General features: G+C 44.8%; 24 protein-coding genes. 6 read left to right on the forward strand and 18 right to left on the reverse strand.

Going from position 1 to position 23,381, the window contains the following annotated elements; translation table 11 throughout:
* Window positions 1-122 precede the first annotated feature (122 nt).
* Complete coding sequence (locus tag V3C97_RS06800; protein ID WP_338434076.1) at window positions 123-1,037, reverse strand: proline-specific peptidase family protein; 915 nt, start codon at window positions 1,035-1,037, stop codon at window positions 123-125.
* A gap of 303 nt (window positions 1,038-1,340) precedes the next feature.
* Here V3C97_RS06800 and V3C97_RS06805 point away from each other — a divergent pair, with 303 nt between their 5' ends.
* Window positions 1,341-2,693: an MATE family efflux transporter gene (locus tag V3C97_RS06805; RefSeq protein WP_338434077.1), complete on the forward strand. Its 1,353-nt coding sequence runs from the start codon at window positions 1,341-1,343 to the stop codon at window positions 2,691-2,693.
* Window positions 2,694-2,695: 2 nt separating this feature from the next.
* Window positions 2,696-3,085, forward strand: a complete 390-nt coding sequence (locus tag V3C97_RS06810) for a VOC family protein (protein WP_317294383.1) — start codon at window positions 2,696-2,698, stop codon at window positions 3,083-3,085.
* Window positions 3,086-3,150: 65 nt separating this feature from the next.
* Here V3C97_RS06810 and V3C97_RS06815 read toward each other — a convergent pair whose 3' ends face one another.
* The 8 genes from V3C97_RS06815 to V3C97_RS06850 form a co-directional block, all read right to left on the reverse strand.
* On the reverse strand, window positions 3,151-3,975 hold the full coding sequence (locus V3C97_RS06815; RefSeq protein ID WP_338434078.1) for a metallophosphoesterase: 825 nt from the start codon (window positions 3,973-3,975) through the stop codon (window positions 3,151-3,153).
* An 84-nt stretch (window positions 3,976-4,059) separates the two neighbouring features.
* Complete coding sequence (locus tag V3C97_RS06820) at window positions 4,060-4,959, reverse strand: DegV family protein (protein ID WP_027826451.1); 900 nt, start codon at window positions 4,957-4,959, stop codon at window positions 4,060-4,062.
* A gap of 25 nt (window positions 4,960-4,984) precedes the next feature.
* Window positions 4,985-5,335, reverse strand: a complete 351-nt coding sequence (gene crcB, locus V3C97_RS06825; RefSeq protein ID WP_338434079.1) for a fluoride efflux transporter CrcB — start codon at window positions 5,333-5,335, stop codon at window positions 4,985-4,987.
* Window positions 5,332-5,721, reverse strand: coding sequence for a fluoride efflux transporter FluC (locus tag V3C97_RS06830; RefSeq protein ID WP_051174542.1), 390 nt, complete (start codon window positions 5,719-5,721; stop codon window positions 5,332-5,334). Before V3C97_RS06830 ends, crcB begins: the two co-directional genes overlap by 4 nt.
* Window positions 5,722-5,732: 11 nt before the next feature.
* A complete protein-coding gene (locus V3C97_RS06835) occupies window positions 5,733-6,056 on the reverse strand; it encodes a thioredoxin family protein (RefSeq protein WP_180848728.1) in 324 nt (107 codons plus the stop codon).
* A gap of 29 nt (window positions 6,057-6,085) precedes the next feature.
* Window positions 6,086-6,805, reverse strand: a complete 720-nt coding sequence (locus tag V3C97_RS06840; RefSeq protein WP_338434555.1) for a TerC family protein — start codon at window positions 6,803-6,805, stop codon at window positions 6,086-6,088.
* Between the two features lie 286 nt (window positions 6,806-7,091).
* Complete coding sequence (locus V3C97_RS06845) at window positions 7,092-7,919, reverse strand: YitT family protein (RefSeq protein WP_338434080.1); 828 nt, start codon at window positions 7,917-7,919, stop codon at window positions 7,092-7,094.
* A gap of 11 nt (window positions 7,920-7,930) precedes the next feature.
* Complete coding sequence (locus tag V3C97_RS06850) at window positions 7,931-8,338, reverse strand: helix-turn-helix transcriptional regulator (RefSeq protein WP_338434081.1); 408 nt, start codon at window positions 8,336-8,338, stop codon at window positions 7,931-7,933.
* 136 nt (window positions 8,339-8,474) lie between these two features.
* Between V3C97_RS06850 and V3C97_RS06855 the strand changes: the two genes are divergently transcribed.
* Together V3C97_RS06855 and V3C97_RS06860 are read left to right on the forward strand one after the other, a co-directional pair.
* Window positions 8,475-8,996, forward strand: a complete 522-nt coding sequence (locus tag V3C97_RS06855; RefSeq protein ID WP_338434082.1) for a hypothetical protein — start codon at window positions 8,475-8,477, stop codon at window positions 8,994-8,996.
* A gap of 126 nt (window positions 8,997-9,122) precedes the next feature.
* Window positions 9,123-9,989, forward strand: coding sequence for a DegV family protein (locus V3C97_RS06860; RefSeq protein WP_278838415.1), 867 nt, complete (start codon window positions 9,123-9,125; stop codon window positions 9,987-9,989).
* A 247-nt stretch (window positions 9,990-10,236) separates the two neighbouring features.
* On the opposite strand, the gene V3C97_RS06865 is transcribed toward V3C97_RS06860, so the two are convergent.
* The 7 genes from V3C97_RS06865 to V3C97_RS06895 all read right to left on the reverse strand — a co-directional run bounded on the left by V3C97_RS06865 (window position 10,237) and on the right by V3C97_RS06895 (window position 17,721).
* Entirely contained in the window at window positions 10,237-11,004 is a 768-nt protein-coding gene (locus tag V3C97_RS06865) for an epoxyqueuosine reductase QueH (protein ID WP_338434083.1), read from the reverse strand.
* Window positions 11,005-11,027: 23 nt separating this feature from the next.
* Window positions 11,028-11,960 carry a glycosyltransferase family 2 protein gene (locus V3C97_RS06870; RefSeq protein WP_027826461.1) on the reverse strand — a complete coding sequence of 311 codons (933 nt, stop codon included), beginning with the start codon at window positions 11,958-11,960 and terminating at the stop codon, window positions 11,028-11,030.
* A gap of 43 nt (window positions 11,961-12,003) precedes the next feature.
* Window positions 12,004-12,438 (reverse strand): YolD-like family protein, encoded by a 435-nt coding sequence (locus tag V3C97_RS06875; RefSeq protein ID WP_338434084.1) that lies wholly within the window; start codon window positions 12,436-12,438, stop codon window positions 12,004-12,006.
* Window positions 12,435-13,955: a LytTR family transcriptional regulator gene (locus V3C97_RS06880; protein WP_338434085.1), complete on the reverse strand. Its 1,521-nt coding sequence runs from the start codon at window positions 13,953-13,955 to the stop codon at window positions 12,435-12,437. The genes V3C97_RS06875 and V3C97_RS06880 overlap by 4 nt, the downstream gene beginning before the upstream one ends.
* A gap of 97 nt (window positions 13,956-14,052) precedes the next feature.
* On the reverse strand, window positions 14,053-16,002 hold the full coding sequence (locus V3C97_RS06885; protein ID WP_338434086.1) for a fructose-specific PTS transporter subunit EIIC: 1,950 nt from the start codon (window positions 16,000-16,002) through the stop codon (window positions 14,053-14,055).
* A gap of 49 nt (window positions 16,003-16,051) precedes the next feature.
* Window positions 16,052-16,966, reverse strand: coding sequence for a 1-phosphofructokinase (pfkB, locus tag V3C97_RS06890; protein WP_338434087.1), 915 nt, complete (start codon window positions 16,964-16,966; stop codon window positions 16,052-16,054).
* A gap of 11 nt (window positions 16,967-16,977) precedes the next feature.
* Complete coding sequence (locus tag V3C97_RS06895) at window positions 16,978-17,721, reverse strand: DeoR/GlpR family DNA-binding transcription regulator (RefSeq protein ID WP_009551243.1); 744 nt, start codon at window positions 17,719-17,721, stop codon at window positions 16,978-16,980.
* Window positions 17,722-18,055: 334 nt separating this feature from the next.
* On the opposite strand from V3C97_RS06895, the gene V3C97_RS06900 reads away from it, so the two are divergent.
* Both V3C97_RS06900 and V3C97_RS06905 read left to right on the forward strand, forming a co-directional pair.
* Window positions 18,056-19,423 carry an MFS transporter gene (locus V3C97_RS06900; protein WP_338434088.1) on the forward strand — a complete coding sequence of 456 codons (1,368 nt, stop codon included), beginning with the start codon at window positions 18,056-18,058 and terminating at the stop codon, window positions 19,421-19,423.
* Between the two features lie 89 nt (window positions 19,424-19,512).
* Complete coding sequence (locus tag V3C97_RS06905; protein ID WP_283147200.1) at window positions 19,513-19,827, forward strand: hypothetical protein; 315 nt, start codon at window positions 19,513-19,515, stop codon at window positions 19,825-19,827.
* Window positions 19,828-19,892: 65 nt separating this feature from the next.
* Here V3C97_RS06905 and V3C97_RS06910 read toward each other — a convergent pair whose 3' ends face one another.
* Window positions 19,893-21,242 carry an MATE family efflux transporter gene (locus V3C97_RS06910; RefSeq protein ID WP_338434089.1) on the reverse strand — a complete coding sequence of 450 codons (1,350 nt, stop codon included), beginning with the start codon at window positions 21,240-21,242 and terminating at the stop codon, window positions 19,893-19,895.
* A 206-nt stretch (window positions 21,243-21,448) separates the two neighbouring features.
* On the reverse strand, window positions 21,449-23,374 hold the full coding sequence (mnmG, locus tag V3C97_RS06915; RefSeq protein WP_338434090.1) for a tRNA uridine-5-carboxymethylaminomethyl(34) synthesis enzyme MnmG: 1,926 nt from the start codon (window positions 23,372-23,374) through the stop codon (window positions 21,449-21,451).
* Window positions 23,375-23,381 lie beyond the last annotated feature (7 nt).

Genomic DNA, 23,381 nt, shown 5'->3' on the forward strand with positions numbered 1-23,381 from the left:
CCTTTCATTATTATTAGTTTCATTATAAGCCGTTATCGTTACGTTTGTCGTCTAGTTAATAAAAAGAGTGCCCGAACAACACTGACCATATTGGGGCTAGCATCATTGCGCACTCTGCAAACTTAAGCTTGATTGAAAGTATGATTTTCAACTTGATTGATAAATTGAGCTAAGTTGTGGTAATAAACATCCGGATTATCCACCATGTGGTGGTGACCCCCTTCAGGTGTAGTTACCAGCCGTGAGTTAGGGATGAGACTTGCCATCGTCTTGGCAGTTGCAAGAGGCATGGTTTCGTGTTCGCCAAAGGTTAAGAGGGTTGGAACCGTGATCTTAGATAATTGATCCCGGAAATGCCAGTCTTTGAGTTTACCCGTGATCACAAACTCATTATCCCCTTGGAAAGCATTGTATACCGCAGTTCCCCCTAGGTCATACAAGTGGTATAACTTGGATGGTTGCTTACGATCTACATAGTTCTCATTCATTACTTGAACGTATTTTTGGTATTGGGGGTTACTATAATCATTCGCCGCCTCACATTTTTTCATAAAGGCCACGGCATCAGCAGGAAGAGTCTTTTCCCGTAGATAGTTGACATGGTCAACATACTCATCAATTTCGTCAACCATAGATGAAATGATTGCTCCCTTTAAATGCTGCCCGTACTTAACTGCATATTCTTGAACAAGCAAGCCACCCCAGCTCTGCCCGATCAAATAGATATTGTCTAAACCTAACTTAGCCCGTACTTCGTCGACTTCATCTAAAAAGTATTCATACGTCAAATATTTAGCCGCAATATCTGGTTGGGAATAGTCTGGCTGGTCTGAATAAAGTGAACCTAATTGGTCATACATAGTTACTGTGGCGTTGATCCCATGTTTTTGCAGTTGTACAGCTGCGTCTTCCCAATATTCATGATTGCCACCAGGACCACCATGGAGGGCAAGTAAATGAATGTCCCCCTCGCCCTGCGTATTAGTCCACAAATGGTAGCCATTATCTAAAGTAATAATCTTTGTTCCCTTATGCATATTATCGCCTCTTTAAAATAATTACTTAACTATATCATTGTACACCTTTGGTCCCTACAACCAAAAATACTTGTCAAATATGCTTAGAAATAATCCTCGCGGCAAGCTCGAACAGCCATGTTATTGATATAGAATTTGCAAATAAAGAATGAGGCTGAGAAAAACAAAATTTTCCCAGCCTCTCCTATATGTAGATCAAAAATTATACTTCTACACACGCCCAATTATACTTGAATTTAATTGCCTACTCAACGCACACTTCCTTACGCTTTCCACCATAAACTCTGGTATACTAAATTTGATATGCTCGTGAAAGGAAGAACATGCTTGCAAAAAGAAATTATCCAAGAAACTCGCCACTATATTTTCCGCAATATTTTTGCATACCTGGGGATCTCCCTATATATCTTGATTGATACCCTTTTTGTTTCCATCACCGCAGGAGAGCTCGGGTTATCCACCCTTAATATTGTTCTGCCTGTCTTTAATTTTTTCAATGCGATCGGCTTGATGCTCGGGGTCGGGGGCTCGACCCTCTTTTCTCTCAACAAGGTGCGTCATCCTGAAAAGGTCCGCAACCTCTTCAGCCAATTGATTACCTTTGCTGCCGGAACGGGGATTATCTTTATCATTTTATTTTATCTGTTTACCACTCCAATCTTACATCTGCTAGGAGCCAATGAACAAACCCTGCCTCTGGCCTATTCTTATTTTCGGATCCTTGCTTGGTCAGCTCCCTTTATCATGTGCAAGTACATCACCGTTAACTTTATTCGTAACGATGGTAATCCTTCACTGACGATGGCTGCTGCCCTTACCGAAACCCTTTCGATGATTGTTTTGGATTATGTCTTGATCTTTATCTTTGACCTGGGAATGAATGGAGCAGCAATTGCTGCTGCGATCGCACCGACCCTCAACCTTGTGGTAGCTAGTTTTCATCGGCGCTTTGCTCAGCGAACTCTGACCTTACGCCTCGCTATGCCTGACTGGCATTGGCTCCTTAAAGCCGCCCGCCTGGGGACTGCTTCTTTCTTCAATGAGCTAAGCAGTGGGGTAAGTATCTTTGTTTTTAACTGGGTCTTACTTGGCTTAGGGGGCAACCCGGCAATCGCTGCCTATGGAGTTATCGCTAACATCGCGCTTGTTGTCATCGCTATGAGTAACGGGGTTGCGCTCGGAGTCCAACCGATTGCTAGTCGTGAGTTTGGCAAGCATAACTATGCGGGCGTAATCACTTCCCTAAAGCTGGGATTCAAGGTTACTTTGGGAATTGCAACCGGAACCTTTATCTGCTTGACGCTTTTCCGCCAACCAGTAGTTGCAGTGTTCAACACCGCTCACTCCCAAGCTCTGAGTGTCTATGCAACATCAGGTTTACCGATCTATTTTACTTGTGCATTCTTCGTCGCACTAAACGTCTTAATGATGATGTTCATGATTGCTGTCAACCGGCCACGCCAGGCTTTTTTCCTTTCCATCATGCGGGGATACATTATTCTTATTCCTGCCATTGTCATCTGTGGCCACCTGTTTGGGATCAACGGGGTTTGGGCTAGCGTACCGATCACCGAAGCCCTGGTTACTGTTATTGGGACTTACTTTGTTACCACCTGCATTAAAGGATGGAAAAATTATAAAAAAGAAGGTATTTAATTATGCGTGTAAGAAGACTTGACCATATCGTTCTGACTGTTAGTGATATTGCTGCTGCGGAACGTTTTTACCATGAAGTGTTTGATATGCCGATCATCGCTGACCAAAGTGATGACCATGTAACTACCCTCCGTTGCGGGCACCAATTGATTCGCCTGCAGCGTGCTGATTGTGACGCCCTCAAGGCCACACACCCCACCGTTGGGGCGGCCGACCTTGCAATTGTTGTTGGTGATAATATGGAAGATGTGCACAACCATATGGTGAGCTACTTTGTCGATATCGTGGCTGGTCCGGTGAAAAAATTAGGAGCAGAAGGAGAAATGCTTTCCCTTTATGTCCATGACCCGGATCAAAACTTAATCGAAGTTTCCACATATAAGAATAAATAGCCTTTAAATAACCCGGTAGCAAGGAGATTCTCTTACTACCGGGTTATTAACATCTGGATAACTTTCTATGCCAGATCGAGCACCACTAATTGGTGTTGCCATTGTTGCATAAAGTTTGGCCATTGCCATTCTTGGTTGCGCAGTTTATTTACTCCCACAGCTGGATTTAGGTAGGTAATCTCATCATAGATTTGGGGTGGGTGAACTCCATGAATATGGCCGTAAATCACATCCTTTACCTGGGGATAACTTGCAAGCAAGTCACCCAGTCGTTGACTTCCCATCATTGCAACTACCATTTCATAAATCCGTTCATGCCGGGCAGTCTTAACCCGTGCTGGCTTGGGCCATAGAAGCTGGCGGTGAGGAACAAAGTGGGTAATAACCAGCACATTAGGGGTTTGCACTTGGTCCAAAGCTTTTTTTATCTGGGCCAAAACACGATCCATCCGTTCCCGGTCGGATCCTGGCTGCTGGAGCGGACTATCTACCCACAAAGCCTTTTTCCACCGCACCACACTAGCCGGCTGTGTATAATACTGTGAAAAGGAATAATCATACCAGCCATTGTTACCAATAATCGTCCAGTTAGGGAGCCTTAACTGCTGCCTGTGGAAATATTGGGGATGAAGGTTTGACTCGAGCTCTGTGTACGTTACATTATGGAGCATATCATGATTGCCCGCGATAAAACGGACCTCAGCTGTGGTTAAAGCAGTTAACTTTTCCACATAATCCACTGTTTTTTGAAAATCATTGGTGACATCGCCGGCAATAAAATACATATCCACATTGTGGATACGTAAATATTCTGCTTGTTGTGCAACAATTTCATCCACATCTACCTGATTACTATCCACATGATTATCACTACTGATCGCAATCCGCATGCCCATCACTTCCTCAATCAAAAAAGAGCGGCCTAACTAGCAACACTAGTTACGTCTCCCGCTCACATAATCTCTATTTAAATCTCAATTCTTTTTTAACGCTAGAAACTCCCAGTCGGGCCCCCAAGTTATCCCCGCACTGTGTGCCCCAGTGATCGTGATCAAAGATGGTGGAAAAGGTTTGACCACAACTTTAGCTTTCGGAAAAGTACTGGTCAATTGTTCACGAATCTCATCTAAACTATCTGTACTCATCCGGTCAGGTGTTTCCATGATAGTGATCACCATTCGGTCCTGTAAGTTCAAGTAATCTTTATGGGCGCGTTTAGTAACTTCTTTATAAAGTGTCTTGAGCCGGCTCTGAGTATCAACCATCACTAACCGCCCGGTTTCATCAAACAACGCCAAAGTTTTTAACCGCAAGAGAATGTTGCTAACCAGGGTTGATCCATTGGATACATAACCGTGCTTGTTCAACTGGCGCAAATTACGTAGCACCAACAGTGTCGCTGAACTGCCTTGATACTCACGCAAAGCAGTTAATATTTCAGAAACATCGCACCCATCACGGCGCATAGCTACTGCTAACTGCACCATCTGCGCCAGGCTTGCCCCTGCAGTTAGAGAGTCAAAGACGGTCACTTTAAGCCCATCCACGAGGTTGGCACAGGCCTCCACTTTGGAAGCTAAAGGAGAAATCCCCCCCGACAAAAGGATATACAATGCGTCAGTATACCCCGCCGTCCTCAAATTATTCATCTGTTCCTGTAACACTGATACAGGTAATTGTTCTAAAACCGGAACTTGATCTGTTTCTGCCATCTCAGCCTGAAACCACAACGGATCCAGTCCTGCTCCTTCACGATAGACTTTTTCCCCTACACGAATGGGGATATTAATCACTTGTATATCGTTTTTAGCTAATAATTCTGCCGGCAACCCGCTAGAACTATCAGTTATTATCGCAATTTTTTCTTCTTTCATCGTTCTTCAATCACATCTTTTATTTTTATAAGAGATACCCCCACCAAGCTAGGAGTACACCCCCACCATAAGTTAATAGTAAATAAGGTACCAATTGCCCCCATTTTTTACTCTTAGCCTGTAACCACAATTCTAGGTTCATAGTCGAAAAAGTTGTATATCCGCCCATAAACCCGGTTCCCAGTAGTAAATAAGCCGAACTAGTTGCTACCAGGTGGTGGGCCAATACGCCCAAACCCCAAGCTCCCGTGAGATTTACAATGAGAGTGGCGTACGGGAAGGTTTGCCCCCACTGTTGAGTTTTAAACCATGTTGCAATCAGATAGCGCACGGCACTACCACAACTGGCTCCCAAACATATCCACAAATATGTCATCGGCGTACCTCCCGTGTACCTAGGTAATGCCCAATATAGCAGCCACTAGCAGTTGCCAGCAACCCGCCACCAATACTGAGGAGCACATATCCCCAGACCAATCCAGGACTAGTCATTTTGACTACATCGAGGGTAAACGATGAAAAGCTGGTAAAGGCACCAAGCAACCCGGTTCCCAAGCCAACAGTGATCCATTCAGCGAGAGGTTTGCGTTCAAGCCAATAAAAGGTCAACCCCCCCAAAATTAGACATCCACTAAGGTTGATGACAAGCATGGGCCATAAAGGTATAACCTGGCTGAGCCAGTAGCGTAAACTCCCACCCAACATAGCGCAGATCATGATACTCAATGTATTACCAATAATCTGACTTTTCTTAATTTTCACTATTACAACCCCTAAGCTGGATATTCAGCTAGCTTACGTTTCAAATATGCCCGCATGGCAGCCAGCTCCCGATACCCCGTAATTTTTTCTTTGGGTTGACCATCAACATATAAGATTAGAGCTGGAATACTCATGATGTTATTGGATACAGCAAAGTCTTGGTACTTTTCAACGTTCAGTTTGCCAAAGTTAATCTCTGCCCCGAATTCCTGATCTAATGCAGCTAAGACTGGTTCCATCATCTGACAGGGACCACACCACGAAGCCCAAAAATCTACTAGCGCCATGTGATCCGCAGTCAATTGTTCAATAGTTGCTGGTGTTACTTGTCGCATCCACTCTTCCTCTTTTCTCCATTTGGACATTACTTTTTGTTTCTAGCCCAATGCACAATAAATGTCACAATAAAGGCTAATAACACGATTAAACCGAACCATGTCGCTGGAATTTCAATATCAATTGCTGGGATTGACAATAATAGCTTAATCCCAATGATCCCAATCAGAACATAGGCCATCACTTTCAGTTCGGGGAGGACATCCATTAACCGCATGATCACTTCAGCGATCCCCCGCATACACAAGATCCCAACCATCCCACCGATAAATACAATCACGGGGTTCGGTGAAACAGCCAAGGAAGCCAATACCGAGTCAACGGAGAAGACAATATCCATCATCTCAATTGAAATAACTACCTGCCAGAATAGAGGCATCCATGCAAAAAGGGACTTCTTTTTGTCCTTGTGATGGACTCGGTCAGGACGAAGAATTTCATAAAAGTGGCGAACAGACAGGTAAATCAGATAAACTGCTCCGACCACTTTAATCTCCCAAAAATTAATCAAGTATGACCCTAATCCGACCAGGATAAAGCGGAAAATATAGGCCCCCCATAGCCCATAGAATAAAGACTTTTCTTGTTCAAGCTTTGTTGGTAGCTTTTGCGTTTGGGCAGCTAAAACAATCGCGTTATCAACAGACAAAATACATTCTAATAGAACTAACGTCAAAATGATGATCCAATCTTCTTTGGACGTCACCACTGTTGCCCAGTTATGACTATCAAACAGTGGACCGTACATTTTATGCAAAATCGTAAACAATCAGATTACTTCTCCTTTCATGCGTCCTAAGCATTTAAATGTTAGTAGTTCAATTTTAGCATAGATTATAAGGGAGACAAAAAGCTTCGCCTATCTTCCTAGTACAAGAGGCTGGGAGAAAACAGTGTTTTCTCACCAGCCTCGATCTTTGTTTTACAACTAACGGGGAAAATAACCGTAAGTCTAATTCTAAGTACGAACAAAGACCACCGCACTTTATCATCCTAGCTTACCGCAAAGATTATTTTCCACTCACAATATCTTGTTATAGTAAACGCAGTACATCCCGTCCGTAACTACTGCGCACATCAGATACCACGACGTATGCTGCTGGCGCTAATTGTTTGATCTTGTTAAGCGCATTAACATACTTGCTTGTGGCGCAAACATAATATAAGTGGACCCCTGTATCTCCAGCTAACTCAGTTATTTTTCCCCCATACAACTGGGTTAAGTCTGTGCCTAAGGTCTGCGGAAATTCTCCGGTGATTAACAGCGCCTTTTGGTCAACTCCCCAGGCTAAGATCTTGTTCAAAACAACTGCTGAAGCATACAGTTCTACCAAGGTTAGTAGCATGTTTTCAAACCCTATGACCACTAAGGATGGAATAGCTACTGCATAATCAAAAATTAGCATCGCGTAACCTGTTTTGAAGCCAAAATATTTATTCAAAATAGCGGCTAAAACGGTACTCCCGGCGATGGTCCCATGTCCTTTGAAAATCAATCCCATGGCGATCCCCATCAGAGCCCCACCTGCTAAAGCAGCTACCAAGGGATCATGTAGTTCAAAGTGGATCCGATCCACAACATGTAGCCAGGTTGAAATCGAAAAGATGGTTAAAAGAGTGTAATAAACCGTCTTTTTATCCAGTAGTTTCCATCCCAAGATCAAAATGATTGTGTTGAGCACACAGTTGGTCAACCAAGTCGGGATCTTGAAGCAATAGTAAAATATCGTCATGAGACCTGTTACCCCACCCTCACCGAGGTCATTACTAATGAGGAAAGCCCGGACGGCAATGGCATAAACCAGCGCTCCCATAACGTTTAGAAAGATATTACGAATAATTAACTTATAATCTGCTCTCACTTTTTCAACTCTCAATCTAGTGGTAATGTCAAATCATCAGTCAGGGCCATACCACTCGCCCCATTTGGATCGAAGTATTTACCCTGGACATAACCCTTAACCAGGCCATAGATGGCGTTACGGTCAGCTGAACTCAATTTTTGCCCAGCAAATTCTAACTGGGAAGTCGTCGCAAACAATTCATTAAGGTCAATTTGAGGATAAGCCCGACCAGCCAAGTAATCCATGGAAACCCCAAAGAAAACTGCTAATTTATGAACCTCAATATATGAAGGAGTATTCACTCCGCGCTCCCAACTACCTATTTGGGGCCCAGTATTGGGACGTTCATCAGGGGTCATCTTCGATAATTCGCGTGCTAACTCTGTCAGAGTCATATTTCTTCCTTGTCGTAATGCTCGTAGTCGTTCAGCAAACATATCCGCTCACCATCCTTTATTCACTTTCTATGATACTACACTTCCATTACGAATGCGCTGTCAACTTTATTCGGCGCCAGCTTTGACTTGTGCTAAGATAAACATACGCAAAATTTATTCATTAGGAGGTGATTTAATGGCAGAATCATCCAAAAAACCCGCAGCTGTCAGTCCATACCATGAAATCAAATATAACGATCCCTGGTATATCGACACTGAAATTCCCGATCTATATGAACATCTTGACGTATTGCAGCTTGCCCTCCACAAGCTTGATACAGAAACGGCTCTTTTAGATTCCTATACTGATGAAGCACTACAAAAAAATATCCAATTACTTTTGCTCAAAGACTATGAGGAGCTCCAAGTCCAACGCTACCCCCAAGATGTTTATCTGGGAGATTTTGTGATTGACTTTGACCCCGCGGCAGAACTCTATGCTCTCAAATACCTCCCCCATGACCGACCACCATTGATCATTGGTCATTTGCCGCAAAAGTATAACTTGCAACTAAAAAACATTCTTGCAAGCGATGAAAATTCTAGTCTAGCAACGCAAATCAACGGTGGTCCGTACAAGATCATCACCTTTGAGGAAGGTGAGCTTCAAATCAGCGAACGGCACCGGCCGTATTCTCTGCGCGTCTTGGTCTTTTAATCTAGATATATAGACTTCAAATCTATATCAGACAACTTTAATAACCAGTTGCACATCAAAACCTTTTTGCCGTATAATTAAAGGAAAGAAAACCTTTTTATAAAGGATCGTGTGTGAGGTATCCCTATGACAAGAGCTATTAAAATTTTAACCGATTCTTCAGTTCAGTTAACACCTGCTGAAATTGAAAAATACAATATTACGATTATTCCACTATCCGTCGAACTTGAAGGTAAGCAATACATTGATGGGGAAACGATCACAAGACCAGAGTTAGTGGAATACTTACGGCGGGGCATCCTTCCCAAGACTAGTCAACCCGCATTAGGGCGTTTTCTTGATCTTTACGAGCAGTTAACCGCTGACGGGAGCGAAGTGCTCGCAATTATGATGGCTGACTTCCTAAGCGGAACTTACAAAACAGCTGTGGCTGCCGCCGAGATGGTCGATGGCAAGGTTACTGTTATCAACAGTAAGTCAACTGACCGCGGGATGGCCTTCCAAGTTATTGCCGCAGCCAAAGATATCGCTGCTGGCAAGTCTATGGATGAGATCAAGGCCCACTTAATCGATATTTGGCATCGAACTCAAATTGATGTTTTAGTTGATAATCTTGATGCTTTAGTCGCAGGCGGGCGCATTAGCAAGGTCGCCGGTGCTTTAACTAAAATCATCAATATTAAAGTTATCGTTCGGGTTAACAACGATGGCTTGGGGATCTATGCTAAGGGGCGGGGACGCAAACTTTTCCTCAAGCATACTAAGGAAATTGCGAAAATGCACCAGGACAACCAAATCCAAGCTTTGTCCTTGTCCAACGTCGCTACTGATCCAGAATTTTTACAACGGATCAAGGACAACGTGCTAGTTAATAACGTCAACAAGGATATTCCTTATCTTGCTGAATTAACTAGTCCTATCATTATGACCCACACTGGGATGAATGCCGTTGGGTTAATTACATTGGCGGAAAAACCAGAAAAACATGAATAACCATAAAGGCTAGGAATAAAAACACCCCCATAGTTGGATTAAAACAATCCAATTATGGGGGTTTTACTATGCCTAAATTTAGTTTTGAAGTTAGTTCACCAGCGCGCACGGTCAGAGGATACTATCAGATCATCCAGGAAATAAGGCATGGATGCAGGTCCAGCCTCCCGGAGATTTTACCATATGCGGAGTACCCTTTATTATCAGATGTACTGCTGTTAAGGCATTCCCCACCCGCTTTTCATTGCTACTTATTTTCTCGTTCAATGTTAAAGACAATTTCTGGGAATTCTTGGTCGCCATCCTTACCAACTAGAAAAGCCCGGGCCTCACGCCTGATCTGACTCAGGTCAATCCCCTGGGCCTTAGCTGCAAAGACACAGCCACAGTAGCACTGCCGGTAAATGTCATATTCATGACACATCTCAACTGACCGCCGGTACCCGTTATTCTTTTTAAAATCACTGGGGAGATACTGCGTATCGTATAACTCCTGAATGTCAATCCCCACACTGTTGATCACTTGGGAATTCTTATGGGGCGAGATCGTTAATGTACTGCCAAAGTAGTCAAAGCCCAACTCGACGGCCTTTTGTGCCACTAAATCTAAACGATAATTGTAGCATACCCGACACCGGGCCCCTCCTTCTGGCTCATCCTGCAATCCTCGGACCTGTTCAAAGTATTCCTGGGGCTGATAAGGAGCTGCAATAAATTGGACTTTATTTCCTGTTTGCGCGTTGAAATCATGAATAAATTTCTGCTGGACATACTTCCGTCGCAGGTACTCATCACGTGGATGGATATTAGAGTTAGCAAAATAAATCATCACATCTGCATACTGGGTCAAATACTCCAAAGTATATGTACTGCACGGTGCACAACAGCTGTGCATTAGGATCCGCGGGCGAATACCATTAGCCTGCCAACTCTGAACCATCTTTTGCATTATTTTGTCATAGTTAAACTTCTGTTTGGGGTTCATCTTGTCGATGATTTCATGTAAATCAATCATGATCCTACCCTCACTTTAAGTAATTATTTCTTTTCTTTCACGATATAAATCGGACGGTGCTTAACCTCAGTAAAAATCTTGCCAATGTACTTGCCAAGAATCCCCAAGCACAAAAGCTGAATCCCCCCGATAAAGAGGACAATACAGACCATTGAGGCCCAACCAGTTGTCCGGTCACCATACATCAGGTACCGAATAACAATAAAGAGGATTCCCAGCCCGGAAAATAATGATGAGAACAAGCCAACCAGCGAAGCAATATCGAGCGGAAATTGGGAAAAATTCACTAAACCATCAATCGAATATTTAAACAAACCCCAAAAATTCCAGCTCGTATCTCCAGCTACCCGCTCCCGATTCTCATATGGGAGGTACTTGGTCTTATAACCAACCCAGCTAAAGATCCCCTTGGAGAAACGGTTGTACTCGCTTAACTCTAGCACTGAATTGACAAACGGGCGTGTCATCACCCGAAAGTCACGGGCTCCATCGACGATCTCACTGTCCGAAATTTTATTAATGATCCGGTAAAACATCCGGGCAAAAAATGACCGAATTGGGGGTTCACCTTCGCGGTCCACCCGCCGAGTGCCGACACAATCATAGTCCGTGGTTTCCAAGATCTCAACCATCTGGGGGAGCATATCTGGTGGATCCTGCAGGTCCGCGTCCATTACTGTAACGTAATCCCCAGTTGCTAAGCGAAGCCCACATAGCATTGCTGCTTCCTTACCAAAATTGCGGGAAAAGGACGCATAATGCACATGCTCTGGATCACGGGCTTGTAATGCCCGCATTTTAGCTAATGTTTGGTCCCGCGACCCGTCATTGATAAACCAATATTCTAGTTCTAATCCGGGTAGCTGGGATTTGATATCTTCAACTGCCGCATAAAAGAGGTCAATTGTTTGTTCCTCGTAATAGCACGGCACCACAAGTGAGAGTGTTTTCGTCATCCTAGCTAATTCTCAACTTTCTCTAAGTTATATACCCTTTATTTTATACCAGTCTAGTGTTCTTTGCAGAAGTTTCTCTACTCTTTTGCCTAAACCATGCGCCACCGATATTCTCCAAGTACATAACTTGTTTGTTAGCAAGAATACATTCTTGCCGCCTGTTATCTAAATTAGTTACCACTCCGGTTACTTCATCGTAGTATCCTACTGCCTCATTGAAATATTCAATGGTAAGTGGCCGGTGCTCAGTCATACTCTGAGTTAAGAGGGTCCAGATTTGGGTTTGAGCTGCTTGGTCTAAGTACCGTTTCCGCTGATATTTTTCCCGAATCAGCGCTACTTCTTGCTCGAAGCCCGTCAGGGCTGCAAAGGGCGCAAATTGGGCAGCGCGCTTGGTGCGCGGCATCCGGGGATGATTCCGAGCAGGAATATATTCTTTACTGATCAATTCATCCCGCAGATATTCTCTATTCTTCATGCCCGGTGGCCTCCAATCTGCAGATTCCGCTCTTTCGTCCGTGCTCCAGGAAGGATGTCGGCCAATCTGATAACAATATTCTTGTTATTATACTGCTGCTGCAAAGTCAAGATTGCCTGTTGCAAGCGGTGATCACGTTCACGTTGATAATCAGCATACTGCTCTTGTACCCGTTGTGCTAATGGGTCCACAAACAGATTTGTCTGCTCATACCGCACTGCTAGCTGGTTGCCCTGGCGGGATTGGAGATGACCAGCTCCTACCATAATGCGGCGCACCAGTAAATGCGAGTTGATATGTTGATCAAACAACGTATGAAAGGCACGCCGTAAGTCACTGGCGGCCGCCGTAGGAACAGCCAAGGTTGTATGGACATGGAGTGATTTGGGGCGGATCCGCCCATAGAAGTCCTGACTTAATTCTCCTTGATAGTCATAGTAATTTAAACTGGCTTGATCATAGCTAATTCCCAGGCTGATCTGATCAGTCAAGAGATCATAGCGTACCAATTGTTGCACCAAATTATCAATCATTCCACCTAAAGTTAAACGCGCATCAGCAACAGGCGTTGGAGCTGGCAGGATTTGGTTGGTAGAAAAGCCATGGGCGGCAGGATGATAATGCTTGATGTCTGCCATCGTCGTTGCTTCTTTGCCCCAGGCGTGGTCAATCAATAATTCCGCATTAATCCCGAACTCTTTGAAAAGCAGGTCTGCATTTCCCTGATCTGTTAATGTTCCCAACGAAGCTTGCGCAATATCCCTCATTGTCACTAAGCCCAACTTCTGTAAACGTTGCGCATACCCCCGACCAATCCGCCAAAAATCCGTTAGGGGTTGATGATCCCACAAATCACACCGGTACCGTTTTTCATCTAGAAAAGCAATCCGGACTCCATCAGAATCTGGCTGCACATGCTTGGCCCCGATATCGAGAGCCACTTTAGCCAGATACAAGTTAGTGCCAATACCAGCAGTCGCAGTCAGTCCTGTTTCTTGATAAATCCGTTTGATAAGCAACCGGGCTAGTTGGTGTGCAGTCACATCATGTGTGACCAAATAATCAGAAACATCCAAGAAAACTTCATCAATGGAGTAAACATGGATCTTATCTGCCGGCAAGAAGCGGAGATAAATTCCGTAGATGGCAGCACTTTTTTGGAGATAGTACTTCATCCGCGGAGGAACGATTTTGAAATCAATGCGCAAGTCGGGCGAACGTAACAATTTTTGCCGATAAACGGACTTATGCGCAGAAAGATGATGACAAGTAGCATGCTGTGCTCGCTCCCGGTTGAGCGTCGCTACGGCTTGCTTTACCGCAAATAGCCGTGGCCGGCCCTTGATCCCAAAAGCCTTGAGGGCTGGTGAAACTGCTAAGCAAATTGTCTTATCTGTCCTCGTCTGGTCAGCCACTACCAGGTTGGTATTGAGCGGGTCCCATCCACGGGCACAGCACTCTACCGATGCATAAAAAGCTTTGAGGTCGATCGCCAAGTATATCTTATCTCGTTCCATAAAGCGAACATCCTTTCGTTTTTATTAATTAATAATATAGCACGTATGTTCGTTTTAGGGAATAAAAAAGAGACTGTTTCCAGTCTCTTAGTGAACATTATTCATTAACTGGCTTCTTCCAGAAGCTTAGGATCAAAGCAGCCACAATGGAACCAACAATCGTTGCAACAAAGAAGCCTAAGATGTTAGTTGCCAGTGGGGATACCCACAAGCCACCGTGAGGTGCAGGCACACCAACTTTCATCATCCCAACTAATGCCCCACCAATGGCAGAACCGATAATACATGATGGTAAGACACGACCAGGGTCAGAAGTTGCGAATGGAATAGCCCCTTCTGTGATGAATGAGAAGCCTAAGATCCAGTTAGTAACGCCGGCACGCCGTTCTTCTTCAGTATACTTGTTCTTGAAGAAGGCAGTCCCGATAGCAGTGGCGAATGGAGGAACCATCCCCCCAACCATAACAGCCCCCATCAGGATAGCAGCAGTAACGGACTTTGGATCGTTAGCAAAAGCACCAGAAGCGAAAACATATGCCGCCTTGTTGAAAGGACCACCCATGTCGATCGCCATCATTCCGGCCAAGATAGTCGTTAACAATACTAAGTTACCAGTCCCCATCCCATTCAGGAAGCTAGTAATCCAACTATTGATCGTGGAGAAGATTGGGTTGACGATGAAGTACATGATCAAAGCAATCAACAGCAAGCCTAAAACAGGATATAGTAACATTGGTTTCATCCCCTCAAGGGACTTTGGCATTCCAGAGAAGAGCTTACGCAAACCAACGATCAAGTAACCAGCGATAAAACCGGCAGCAATCCCACCAAGGAACCCAGCGTTAGAGTTGGCAGTATGTTGGATATTAGCAATATATGCTCCACCGAAAGAGCCCTTGTATACCATTGCCATAAACCCACCGACGAAACCAGGCATCAATGCTGGCTTGTCGCCGATTGATTCAGCAATATATCCGGCCAAAACAGGGACCATGAAAGCAAAAGCCATATTCCCAGCATTGTTTAAGAAAACAAAGGCTTCGGAGTTAGCACCACCAAAGTAGCTTTCTACCACGAAGGAAAGGGCCATCAGAATCCCACCACCGATAACGAATGGTAACATGTGGGAAACCCCATTCATCAATTGCTTGTAGATGTTACTCCAAGTAGAACCGTTGTTGTCATCTTCTTCAGCAGCTACGGCACCGCCTTCAGCATGGTAAACAGCAGCTTTGCCATCCAAGACTTTCTGGATCAGTTCTTCTGGATGTCTAATTCCATCAATGGAAGCTTTGTTAACCAGTGGCTTGCCATCAAACCGTGCCATGTTAATCTTCTTATCGGCAGCGATCACTACCCCTTGGGCACGGGCAATATCTTGCGCAGTCAACCGGTGACCAACACCTTCGGAACCATCAGTTTCAATCTTGATATCAACCCCGAGCTTTTCAGCAGCCTTGTGGAGGTTTTCTTCTGCCATATATGTGTGTGCAATCCCGTTTGGACAAGCAGTCACCCCAACTAGGTAAGGCCGTTCACTAGCAGCCATAGCTTGTTCACGTTCATCCCGGGCCTTGTTTTCTGCTTCCTTAGCTTCAATAGCCTTGGAGAAGATTGCTTGAACTTGAGCTGGTTCAGTAGCAGCTTTTAATTGAGCAACCACATCAGCATTCAGTAATACTTGGGATAAGGCGGCCAAAGCCTTCAAGTGGGTATTACTTCCTCCTTCAGGTGCAGCAATCATGAAGAAAAGATGGGCTGGTTGCCCGTCCATGGATTGGTAGTCAACCCCTTGGGCACTCTTAGCAAACATCACTGCTGGTGTCTTAACGGCTGTATCATGGGCGTGTGGGATCGCAATCCCATCTCCCATCCCAGTGGAGCTTTCTTCTTCACGGGCCAAAATATCTTTCTTATATACATCTTCATCATCGATGATGCCATGGACAAACAAGTTATGTACCATTTCATCGATAACTTCTTGTTTGGTAGTTGCCTGCAAGTCCATTACCATCAGGTCTTGCTTGAGCAATTCGCGAATATCCATTTTTACACTCCCTTTACTAACATACTTGCAAATAAATTACTAAATCTCATTAACCAATCTTAGTGATTTTGATTTGCGGCAAGATCTCATCAATCTTAGCCCGCGTTGCCAAATCTTCTGAAAAGGCGGTTGCTGATCCACTAGCCAACCCATAGCGGAAGGCTTCGACCGGATCATGGGTATCAGCATATGTCCCCGTGAATCCAGCTAACATCGAATCCCCAGCCCCTACTGAGTTAACCACTGTGCCCTGCGGTGCCAAGCTCCGGTAAACACCATCGGCAGTAACCAACAGGCCACCATCACCAGCCATGGAAATCATCACGTACTGTGCTCCCATCTCCCGAAGCTTTTGAGCATACTTGATGATGTCATCAATCCCTGAGAATTCAACGCCAAAGAGCTCTGCTAATTCATGGTTATTAGGCTTAACCACCAGGGGTTTTTCTTGGAGCGCTTTGCGCAAGCTCTCCCCAGTTGTATCAATAACGAACTGGGCACCTTTTTCTTGAATGATCTTGATCAGTTCAAAGTAGAAATCATCATCCAGGTTCGGCACCAAACTACCCGCAAAAATTACAACGTCGTCTGCAGTCAAATGAGCAAACTTTTCTTTGAAAGTAGCGATTTCAGCAGGAGTCACTGCCGGACCCTTACCATTGATTTCTGTTTCTTCTTCGGCCTTGATCTTGACATTGATCCGCGTGTCAGCTGCGACAGGGGTGAAGTCAGTTTTTAAACCATCCTTTTCCAAAGCATCGGTAATAAACCGACCTGTAAAACCACCCATAAAGCCCCAGGCAACACTGTCATGGCCCAGTTCACGGAGAATGCGGGAAACATTGATCCCTTTTCCGCCGGGAAGTTTGTTGTCATAAGCCATCCGGTTGACCAAACCCAAATGCAACTCTGGCAACTGGACAATATAGTCGATGGATGGGTTAATCGTAACTGTATAAATCATAACCTTACCTCCTAGATAAACGTTTGGTTGACAAAACGCTTAGCAATCCGCGGTGACAAATTATCATCTGTGATAATGGTAGCGTCCGTACAATCAGCGACTTTAACAAACGAAACCTGATCAAACTTAGTACTGTCAGCCATAACGTAATTTTTGTCGCTCTGGCGTAGTGCCATCCGCTTGACAGCTGCCTCGTCTGGATCAGGCGTCATCAAACCATCCGTAGCATGAATCGCATTGATCCCTAGGAAAGCGCGGTTAAACCGGTATTTACTCAACTCAACCGCTGCATCCGCCCCGGCAATCGCTCGGGTATTGTTCTTGAGACGCCCGCCTAGAACAATCGTGTCGATCCCATGGTCTGATAATACTGCCGCACTCAACACACTGTTAGTTACCACCGTAATTTTTTTGGTAGCGTCCAAAATTCGGGCTAACTCCAATGTAGTTGAACCAGAATCAAGATAAATCACATCGTCATCCTGAATGAGAGCGGCGGCCTTTTGCGCAATCATCACCTTTTGGTCATGGTTTTTGCTCGACTTATCGGTCATCGTCATTTCGCTTTGGAGCGCACGCTTGATCTGTGCGCCCCCGTGTACCCGGTGTAAAAGCCCTTCTTCTTCCAAGAGCTGTAAATCACGCCGTGCTGACGACATCGAGCAGTCGGTTAAGCGGCAAATATCTTGGATCTTAACGATGCCATGTTGCTGTAACATCCTTAAAATCACTTGCCGTCGTTCTTCTGCAAGCACTTTCATCACCTCTTCGTTCCATATAATACCACCTACCACAGCGAAAAACAACCATAAAACACCACAAACAACCAAAAAATACAAAAAGCCTTCGCAAGGCACAAGAAAGCGGTATCAAATATAGTCAATATACCGTCAGATAGCGCAGTAACAGTCATCGTCTACCATAATCCACCACAAACCCCTAAAAAAACTTAAATCCTTATTCGAAGAGAATTAAACTTGAACTGGATAACATTAAAAGTTACTGTAAAGTATTGTTATTTCAGCGTTTGCCAGGCATAATAGCATATGTTTTTATAATTAATTTATCTATAAGGAGGATTCGTTATTCATGTCTATGCGCACTTCTCGCGTTCAAATCGACACTAAAACACGCTTGATCGTTTCTGCTGTGTTGCTCTTATCAACCTTTATTAGCTTGGGTAGTCAAACAATGATGGTAACTGCCCTTCCCGTGATCAGCCATCAAATGCACGTTAGCTTGAATATTACGCAGCTACTGACAACTGCCTATACTTTAGTGATTGGGATTGTTACTCCCCTTTCATCCAATTTGTATGAAAAATACAGTAACCGCCAAGTTTATCTTGGCATCATCGGGACTTTCATCGTAGGGACACTCGTTGGTTGTTTTGCTAATAACTTTTATAGTCTCTTGTTAGCCCGGTTAATCCAAGCTTGTGCTGGGGGCCTGTTGATGTCTTTCCAAATGACAACCATGATTTCGATCTATCCTCCACAACGGCGGGGAACAATTCTGGGAATTTCCAGCCTAGTAGTAGCTTTCGGGCCAGCCATTGGGCCTACTCTGTCAGGGATCATCCTCAACTATCTTAATTGGCATTACTTATTTATCTTGATTTTGCCATTGATGATCCTCTTGTGGGTCATCTCACTGTTTACTTTTCCTAACTATTCCACCCCGCGGCCGATCAAAATTGACCTGGTATCAGTCTTTGAATCCTTAATTGGTTCTGGTTTGGCCCTGTTCAGTATGTCTGTTTTTGGTTACAACTGGGCGGTTGCTTCTGTGATGCTGCTTGTCGGCATTGGTATCTTGTACATCTTCGTCAAACGGCAACTCCGACTCAAGCAGCCACTGCTCAAAGTGGCCATTCTTAAGGAACGGTCCTTCCGGTTGATGACCATGGTAGGGATGTTGGCCTTCTCTGTTCTTTTGGGAACAGAACAGCTAATCCCTGTTTTCACCGAAAATGTTTCCCGCGTTTCCTCCATGGAATCCGGAATGATTCTCCTGCCTGGGGCGATCGTTAACGCCCTGTGTGCTGCCTTGGTCGGACGCTACTACGATGCTCACGGTCCTAAGGGGTTGATTTTCTCTGGGGCAATCTTGATGTTGATTGCTACTATTCCTTTCCTAACGATTACTAAAGATACCCCCATCTGGCTCATGACAGTTGCTTATGCTATCCGGATGGCCGGTAATGCTATGATTTTCTCACCTGCCATGTCCGAATCATTCGTCGCAGTAGCACATGAAGATATCAGTCATGCTACCGCCTTGAACAACTCGTTGCGGCAGGTATCAGGGGCAATCTCAGTTACACTTCTGATCGTGATCGCTGGTTTGCCACATTCTCTAGTCACTGGAATGCGGGTGGCAATCTGGGTTACTGTCTTTTGTATCCTGTGCTTATCTGTAATCTTTGCTTCCTATCTCAAGCATAAACAGAAATAATTACTAAAGAACTCATCTTTTTACACATTAAAAGGTGAGTTTCTGTTATATTATTGGTAAAAATAGTTCTTGGTGAGGAAGTGACCATCGTGCGACGGTATTTTCGCAATTTATTTTTAACCGGCTGTGGCTTCTTACTTCCCTTAATGGGGTTAGTTATTTATGTTCACCATCATAATTGGTTTCATTTTGACGCACGAACGCAGCTATTATTGTTCGTAGGCATGTTTATCTTATTATCTGGCTTCTTATCTTGTTTATTTACCCCCCTGTGGTTTCTGGCTGCTAAACTCAAAGCCTGGTTCCACGATTGGCGTCAACGTTGGCAGGAAAAAAGAGCCCTACGGCGGCAATTATTACAGCAACGTAAAGCCCAATTAGTCCAAAAGCCAAACAAAAAATAGCAACAAAAATCCCGTAGTTACATAGCAAGCCACCGTGTAACTACGGGATTATTTATTTGTTATAACTAATCTATTTGCTTCAACCGACCTTTTTGTCCGTTGTACTTATTCTTGATAACTTGCCGGAGGCGTTTAATTAGGCTCAGTCCGACTACCAAGGAAATAATTTCGATCAAAGGTAAGCCCACCCAGACACCTGACATTTTGAAGAAAAATGCCAACGGTAAAAGAATTGGGAATACCAACAGGTACCCTCTAAACAAGACCAGACTGATACTTTGCTTGGTAGCATCACATGAAGCCAAGAAAATGATCAGCTGATTGTTGATAGCCGAGAAGAATAGGCTAATGAGGAGGATTCCCATCCCCTTAGTCGCCAAACTAGCCACAACTGGGTTGCCTTGTTCGTTAAAAGCAGCAACAATCGGTCCTCTAAATACAACAGCACCGACATAGATCACCAAGCCAATTCCTAAGGCGACCCGAATCGCCAAGTGTAACGCTTGAAACGCCCGTTTGAACTGGCGCTGTGCAAACTCTTTGCTGACAAAAGGCTGGATCCCCTGGGCAGTCCCGGTAAAAAGAGCCAGGGCCACCAGCAATACGTTGGTGATCACCCCGTAGGCAGCAACCGCATATTCATCGCTAACCGCCAGGATTACCTTGTTAAAAATAAAAATAGTAAAACCGTTACTCATCTCCATCAAAAATGATGGCAAGCCCAATTCCAATGTGTACCGAATATTGGACAGACGGAAGCCCGCCGGCTTGAACGACAAGGAGCTCTTACCATTGAACCAGTGAACCGACATGATGAGGATACTGATCAATGGTGCTGATGTAGTCGCTAAACCAGCCCCTAGCATCCCCCACTTAAAGACGAGGATGAAGAGCCAATCGGCTACTACGTTCCAAATACTTGAAACCAACATCGCCACCATTGCCAAAAAGGTATCGCGGTCATTACGCACGAAACTTAAAAAGAAATTGTTGAGTACAAACACCGGTCCACCTAAGAGGATGATCCGCGTATACTCCGTCGTCATCGCCAACACTGCCTGGTTTGCCCCTAAGAGTTGGGCAATTTGCCGGGGACATGTTAGCCCGAGCGCCATAAAAAATAAGCCTAAAATCAATCCAATTCTAAAGATCTGTGGGAAAACTTTTTTAGAATTAGACGGCTCTTGGATTTTATCAATGATGAAAAGCGTTGCGCCCCCCATTCCCAATAAGAGTCCTAACCCCTCCATTAGGTTAAACAATGGCATCGTCAGACTCATTACTGAAACACCGAGTACGCCTAAACTTCTCGCCACGAAAAATGAATCCGCTAGAATATAGATCGACAATCCCACTGAGCCCAGGGCTCCCCGTGACACATCACGGACTAATTGCCGCTTCTCTAGCTTTTCCATGATATCCTCCTTCCGCTACTATCTAAAAATTAAGCACCATGCTAACTAGCTGGTACTTTTAGAGCAATCTATTTTCATTGTACTATACTTTACCCTCATTTAGTAGGTTACAACATCGATCTTCACCTAATTTTCCGTTATAAAAAAACAAGCAGCTAGGAAATAGTCCCCCATAGCTGCTTGTTAGTTCTTATTTACATGAAATATTATTCAGCCTGTTTTTTGGCAATCCGGCCCTCTTGGATATAAACTGCCAGGATGGCTAAGTCAGCGGGGTTAACCCCACTGATCCGGCCTGCTTGTGCGAGGGTAGTTGGCTGGATCTTTTCAAACTTTTGCCGTGCTTCTGTCGCAATGCCATCAATTTTGGCATAATCAATGTCAGCCGGAATCTTCTTAGCTTCCATCCGCTTGAGCTTGGCAACCTTTTCTTCTTCCTTCTTGATGTAGCCAGCATACTTGAACTGGATCTCAATCTGTTCAATCACCCGCCGGTCCAAAGGTTCTGTTGGAGCCGGGATGAACTGTAACAAATCCTTGTAACTTGCATATGGGCGCCGCAAGAAGTCACTAGCTAACACCCCATCCTTCAACGGACGATCACCATGGGATTCAAGGTAGTCATTGATACCAGGAGTGTTTGGTGTTAACCGAATTGTTGCTAACCGTGCTTCTTCGGCTGCAATCGCTGCTTTCTTAGCTTCGAAAGCTTGGTAGCGTTCATCAGAAATCAAACCAATTTTATGACCTAAATCTGTCAACCGTAAGTCAGCATTGTCGTGGCGCAAGATCAACCGGTATTCAGCCCGTGAAGTCAACAACCGGTATGGTTCGTTAGTTCCCTTGGTTACCAGATCATCGATCATAACCCCGATATAGGCATCAGACCGCTTGAGGACGATTTCTTCTTTACCCAGCGCATGGCGGCCCGCGTTAATTCCGGCAATGATCCCTTGACCAGCTGCTTCTTCGTACCCTGAAGTCCCATTAGTTTGACCAGCAGTGTACAGCCCACGGATGAGTTTGGTTTCTAATGTTGGGCGCAACTGGTATGGAGCAACAATATCATACTCGATCGCATAGCCTGGTCGCATCATCTGCGCGTTTTCCAAACCTGAAATCGAATGCACCATCTGTTGTTGGACTTCTTCTGGCATTGAAGTGGACAAGCCTTGAACATAGTACTCATCTGTGTTTCGTCCTTCCGGTTCCAAGAACAACTGGTGGCGAGGCTTATCAGCAAAACGAACAATCTTATCTTCGATTGATGGGCAGTAACGGGGCCCAACCCCTTCGATCACACCCGAGAACATCGGAGCACGATCCAGGTTGCTATTGATGATCTCGTGGGTTTTTTCGTTAGTATATGTCAACCAGCATGACAGTTGCTGTTCAACTGTGAGGTAGTCCTCATCCGAGGTTTCAAAGCTAAAGTGGTTGACGTCTGCATCCCCAGGCTGTTCTTCGGTCTTACTATAATCAATTGTATTCCCGTCAACCCGTGGTGGGGTCCCCGTCTTGAACCGCTTGAGCTCAAAGCCCAGCTTTTCCAAGTTCTTCGACAATTCAACCGCTGCTTGGGTGTTGTTAGGACCAGAAGAATACCGCAATTCCCCAATGATGATCCGGCCCCGGGCTGCTGTCCCGGTTGTTAAAACGACCGCTTTCGCACCATAACGGGCCCCAGTATTAGTGATCACACCCTTGACGACCCCATCTTCAACGATCAGGTCGTCAACGATTCCCTGCCGGAGAGTTAGATGTTCTTGACGTTCCAACGTATGCTTCATTTCTTCAGAATATAAACGCTTATCTGCTTGAGCCCGCAATGCGCGAACTGCTGGTCCTTTACCAGTGTTCAGCATCCGCATTTGGACGTATGTCTTGTCAATGTTACGCCCCATTTCGCCCCCAAGTGCGTCTACTTCGCGAACTACAATTCCCTTAGCTGGGCCCCCAATAGAAGGATTACATGGCATGAAAGCAGTCATTTCCAACTGAATAGTGATCAGCAGGGTTTCATTTCCCATCCGGGCAGCCGCTAGCGCCGCTTCACAGCCAGCATGACCGGCCCCAACTACGATAACATCATAATCTTGTCCTTGATATTGTTTTCCAAATGATTCAACCATAATTCTC

It is taken from the genome of Ligilactobacillus saerimneri (genome assembly GCF_036689625.1).
Classification (GTDB): Bacteria; Bacillota; Bacilli; order Lactobacillales; family Lactobacillaceae; genus Ligilactobacillus; species Ligilactobacillus saerimneri.

Coding starts and splice junctions, on each gene's coding strand:
- V3C97_RS06800 (WP_338434076.1), bottom strand. CDS start 1,037: ATGCATAAGGGAACAAAGATTATTACTTTAGATAATGGCTACCATTTG.
- V3C97_RS06805 (WP_338434077.1), top strand. CDS start 1,341: ATGCTCGTGAAAGGAAGAACATGCTTGCAAAAAGAAATTATCCAAGAA.
- V3C97_RS06810 (WP_317294383.1), top strand. CDS start 2,696: ATGCGTGTAAGAAGACTTGACCATATCGTTCTGACTGTTAGTGATATT.
- V3C97_RS06815 (WP_338434078.1), bottom strand. CDS start 3,975: ATGCGGATTGCGATCAGTAGTGATAATCATGTGGATAGTAATCAGGTA.
- V3C97_RS06820 (WP_027826451.1), bottom strand. CDS start 4,959: ATGAAAGAAGAAAAAATTGCGATAATAACTGATAGTTCTAGCGGGTTG.
- crcB (WP_338434079.1), bottom strand. CDS start 5,335: ATGACATATTTGTGGATATGTTTGGGAGCCAGTTGTGGTAGTGCCGTG.
- V3C97_RS06835 (WP_180848728.1), bottom strand. CDS start 6,056: ATGCGACAAGTAACACCAGCAACTATTGAACAATTGACTGCGGATCAC.
- V3C97_RS06840 (WP_338434555.1), bottom strand. CDS start 6,805: ATGTACGGTCCACTGTTTGATAGTCATAACTGGGCAACAGTGGTGACG.
- V3C97_RS06850 (WP_338434081.1), bottom strand. CDS start 8,338: ATGTTTGCTGAACGACTACGAGCATTACGACAAGGAAGAAATATGACT.
- V3C97_RS06855 (WP_338434082.1), top strand. CDS start 8,475: ATGGCAGAATCATCCAAAAAACCCGCAGCTGTCAGTCCATACCATGAA.
- V3C97_RS06860 (WP_278838415.1), top strand. CDS start 9,123: ATGACAAGAGCTATTAAAATTTTAACCGATTCTTCAGTTCAGTTAACA.
- V3C97_RS06865 (WP_338434083.1), bottom strand. CDS start 11,004: ATGATTGATTTACATGAAATCATCGACAAGATGAACCCCAAACAGAAG.
- V3C97_RS06870 (WP_027826461.1), bottom strand. CDS start 11,960: ATGACGAAAACACTCTCACTTGTGGTGCCGTGCTATTACGAGGAACAA.
- V3C97_RS06875 (WP_338434084.1), bottom strand. CDS start 12,438: ATGAAGAATAGAGAATATCTGCGGGATGAATTGATCAGTAAAGAATAT.
- V3C97_RS06880 (WP_338434085.1), bottom strand. CDS start 13,955: ATGGAACGAGATAAGATATACTTGGCGATCGACCTCAAAGCTTTTTAT.
- V3C97_RS06885 (WP_338434086.1), bottom strand. CDS start 16,002: ATGGATATTCGCGAATTGCTCAAGCAAGACCTGATGGTAATGGACTTG.
- pfkB (WP_338434087.1), bottom strand. CDS start 16,966: ATGATTTATACAGTTACGATTAACCCATCCATCGACTATATTGTCCAG.
- V3C97_RS06900 (WP_338434088.1), top strand. CDS start 18,056: ATGTCTATGCGCACTTCTCGCGTTCAAATCGACACTAAAACACGCTTG.
- V3C97_RS06910 (WP_338434089.1), bottom strand. CDS start 21,242: ATGGAAAAGCTAGAGAAGCGGCAATTAGTCCGTGATGTGTCACGGGGA.
- mnmG (WP_338434090.1), bottom strand. CDS start 23,374: ATGGTTGAATCATTTGGAAAACAATATCAAGGACAAGATTATGATGTT.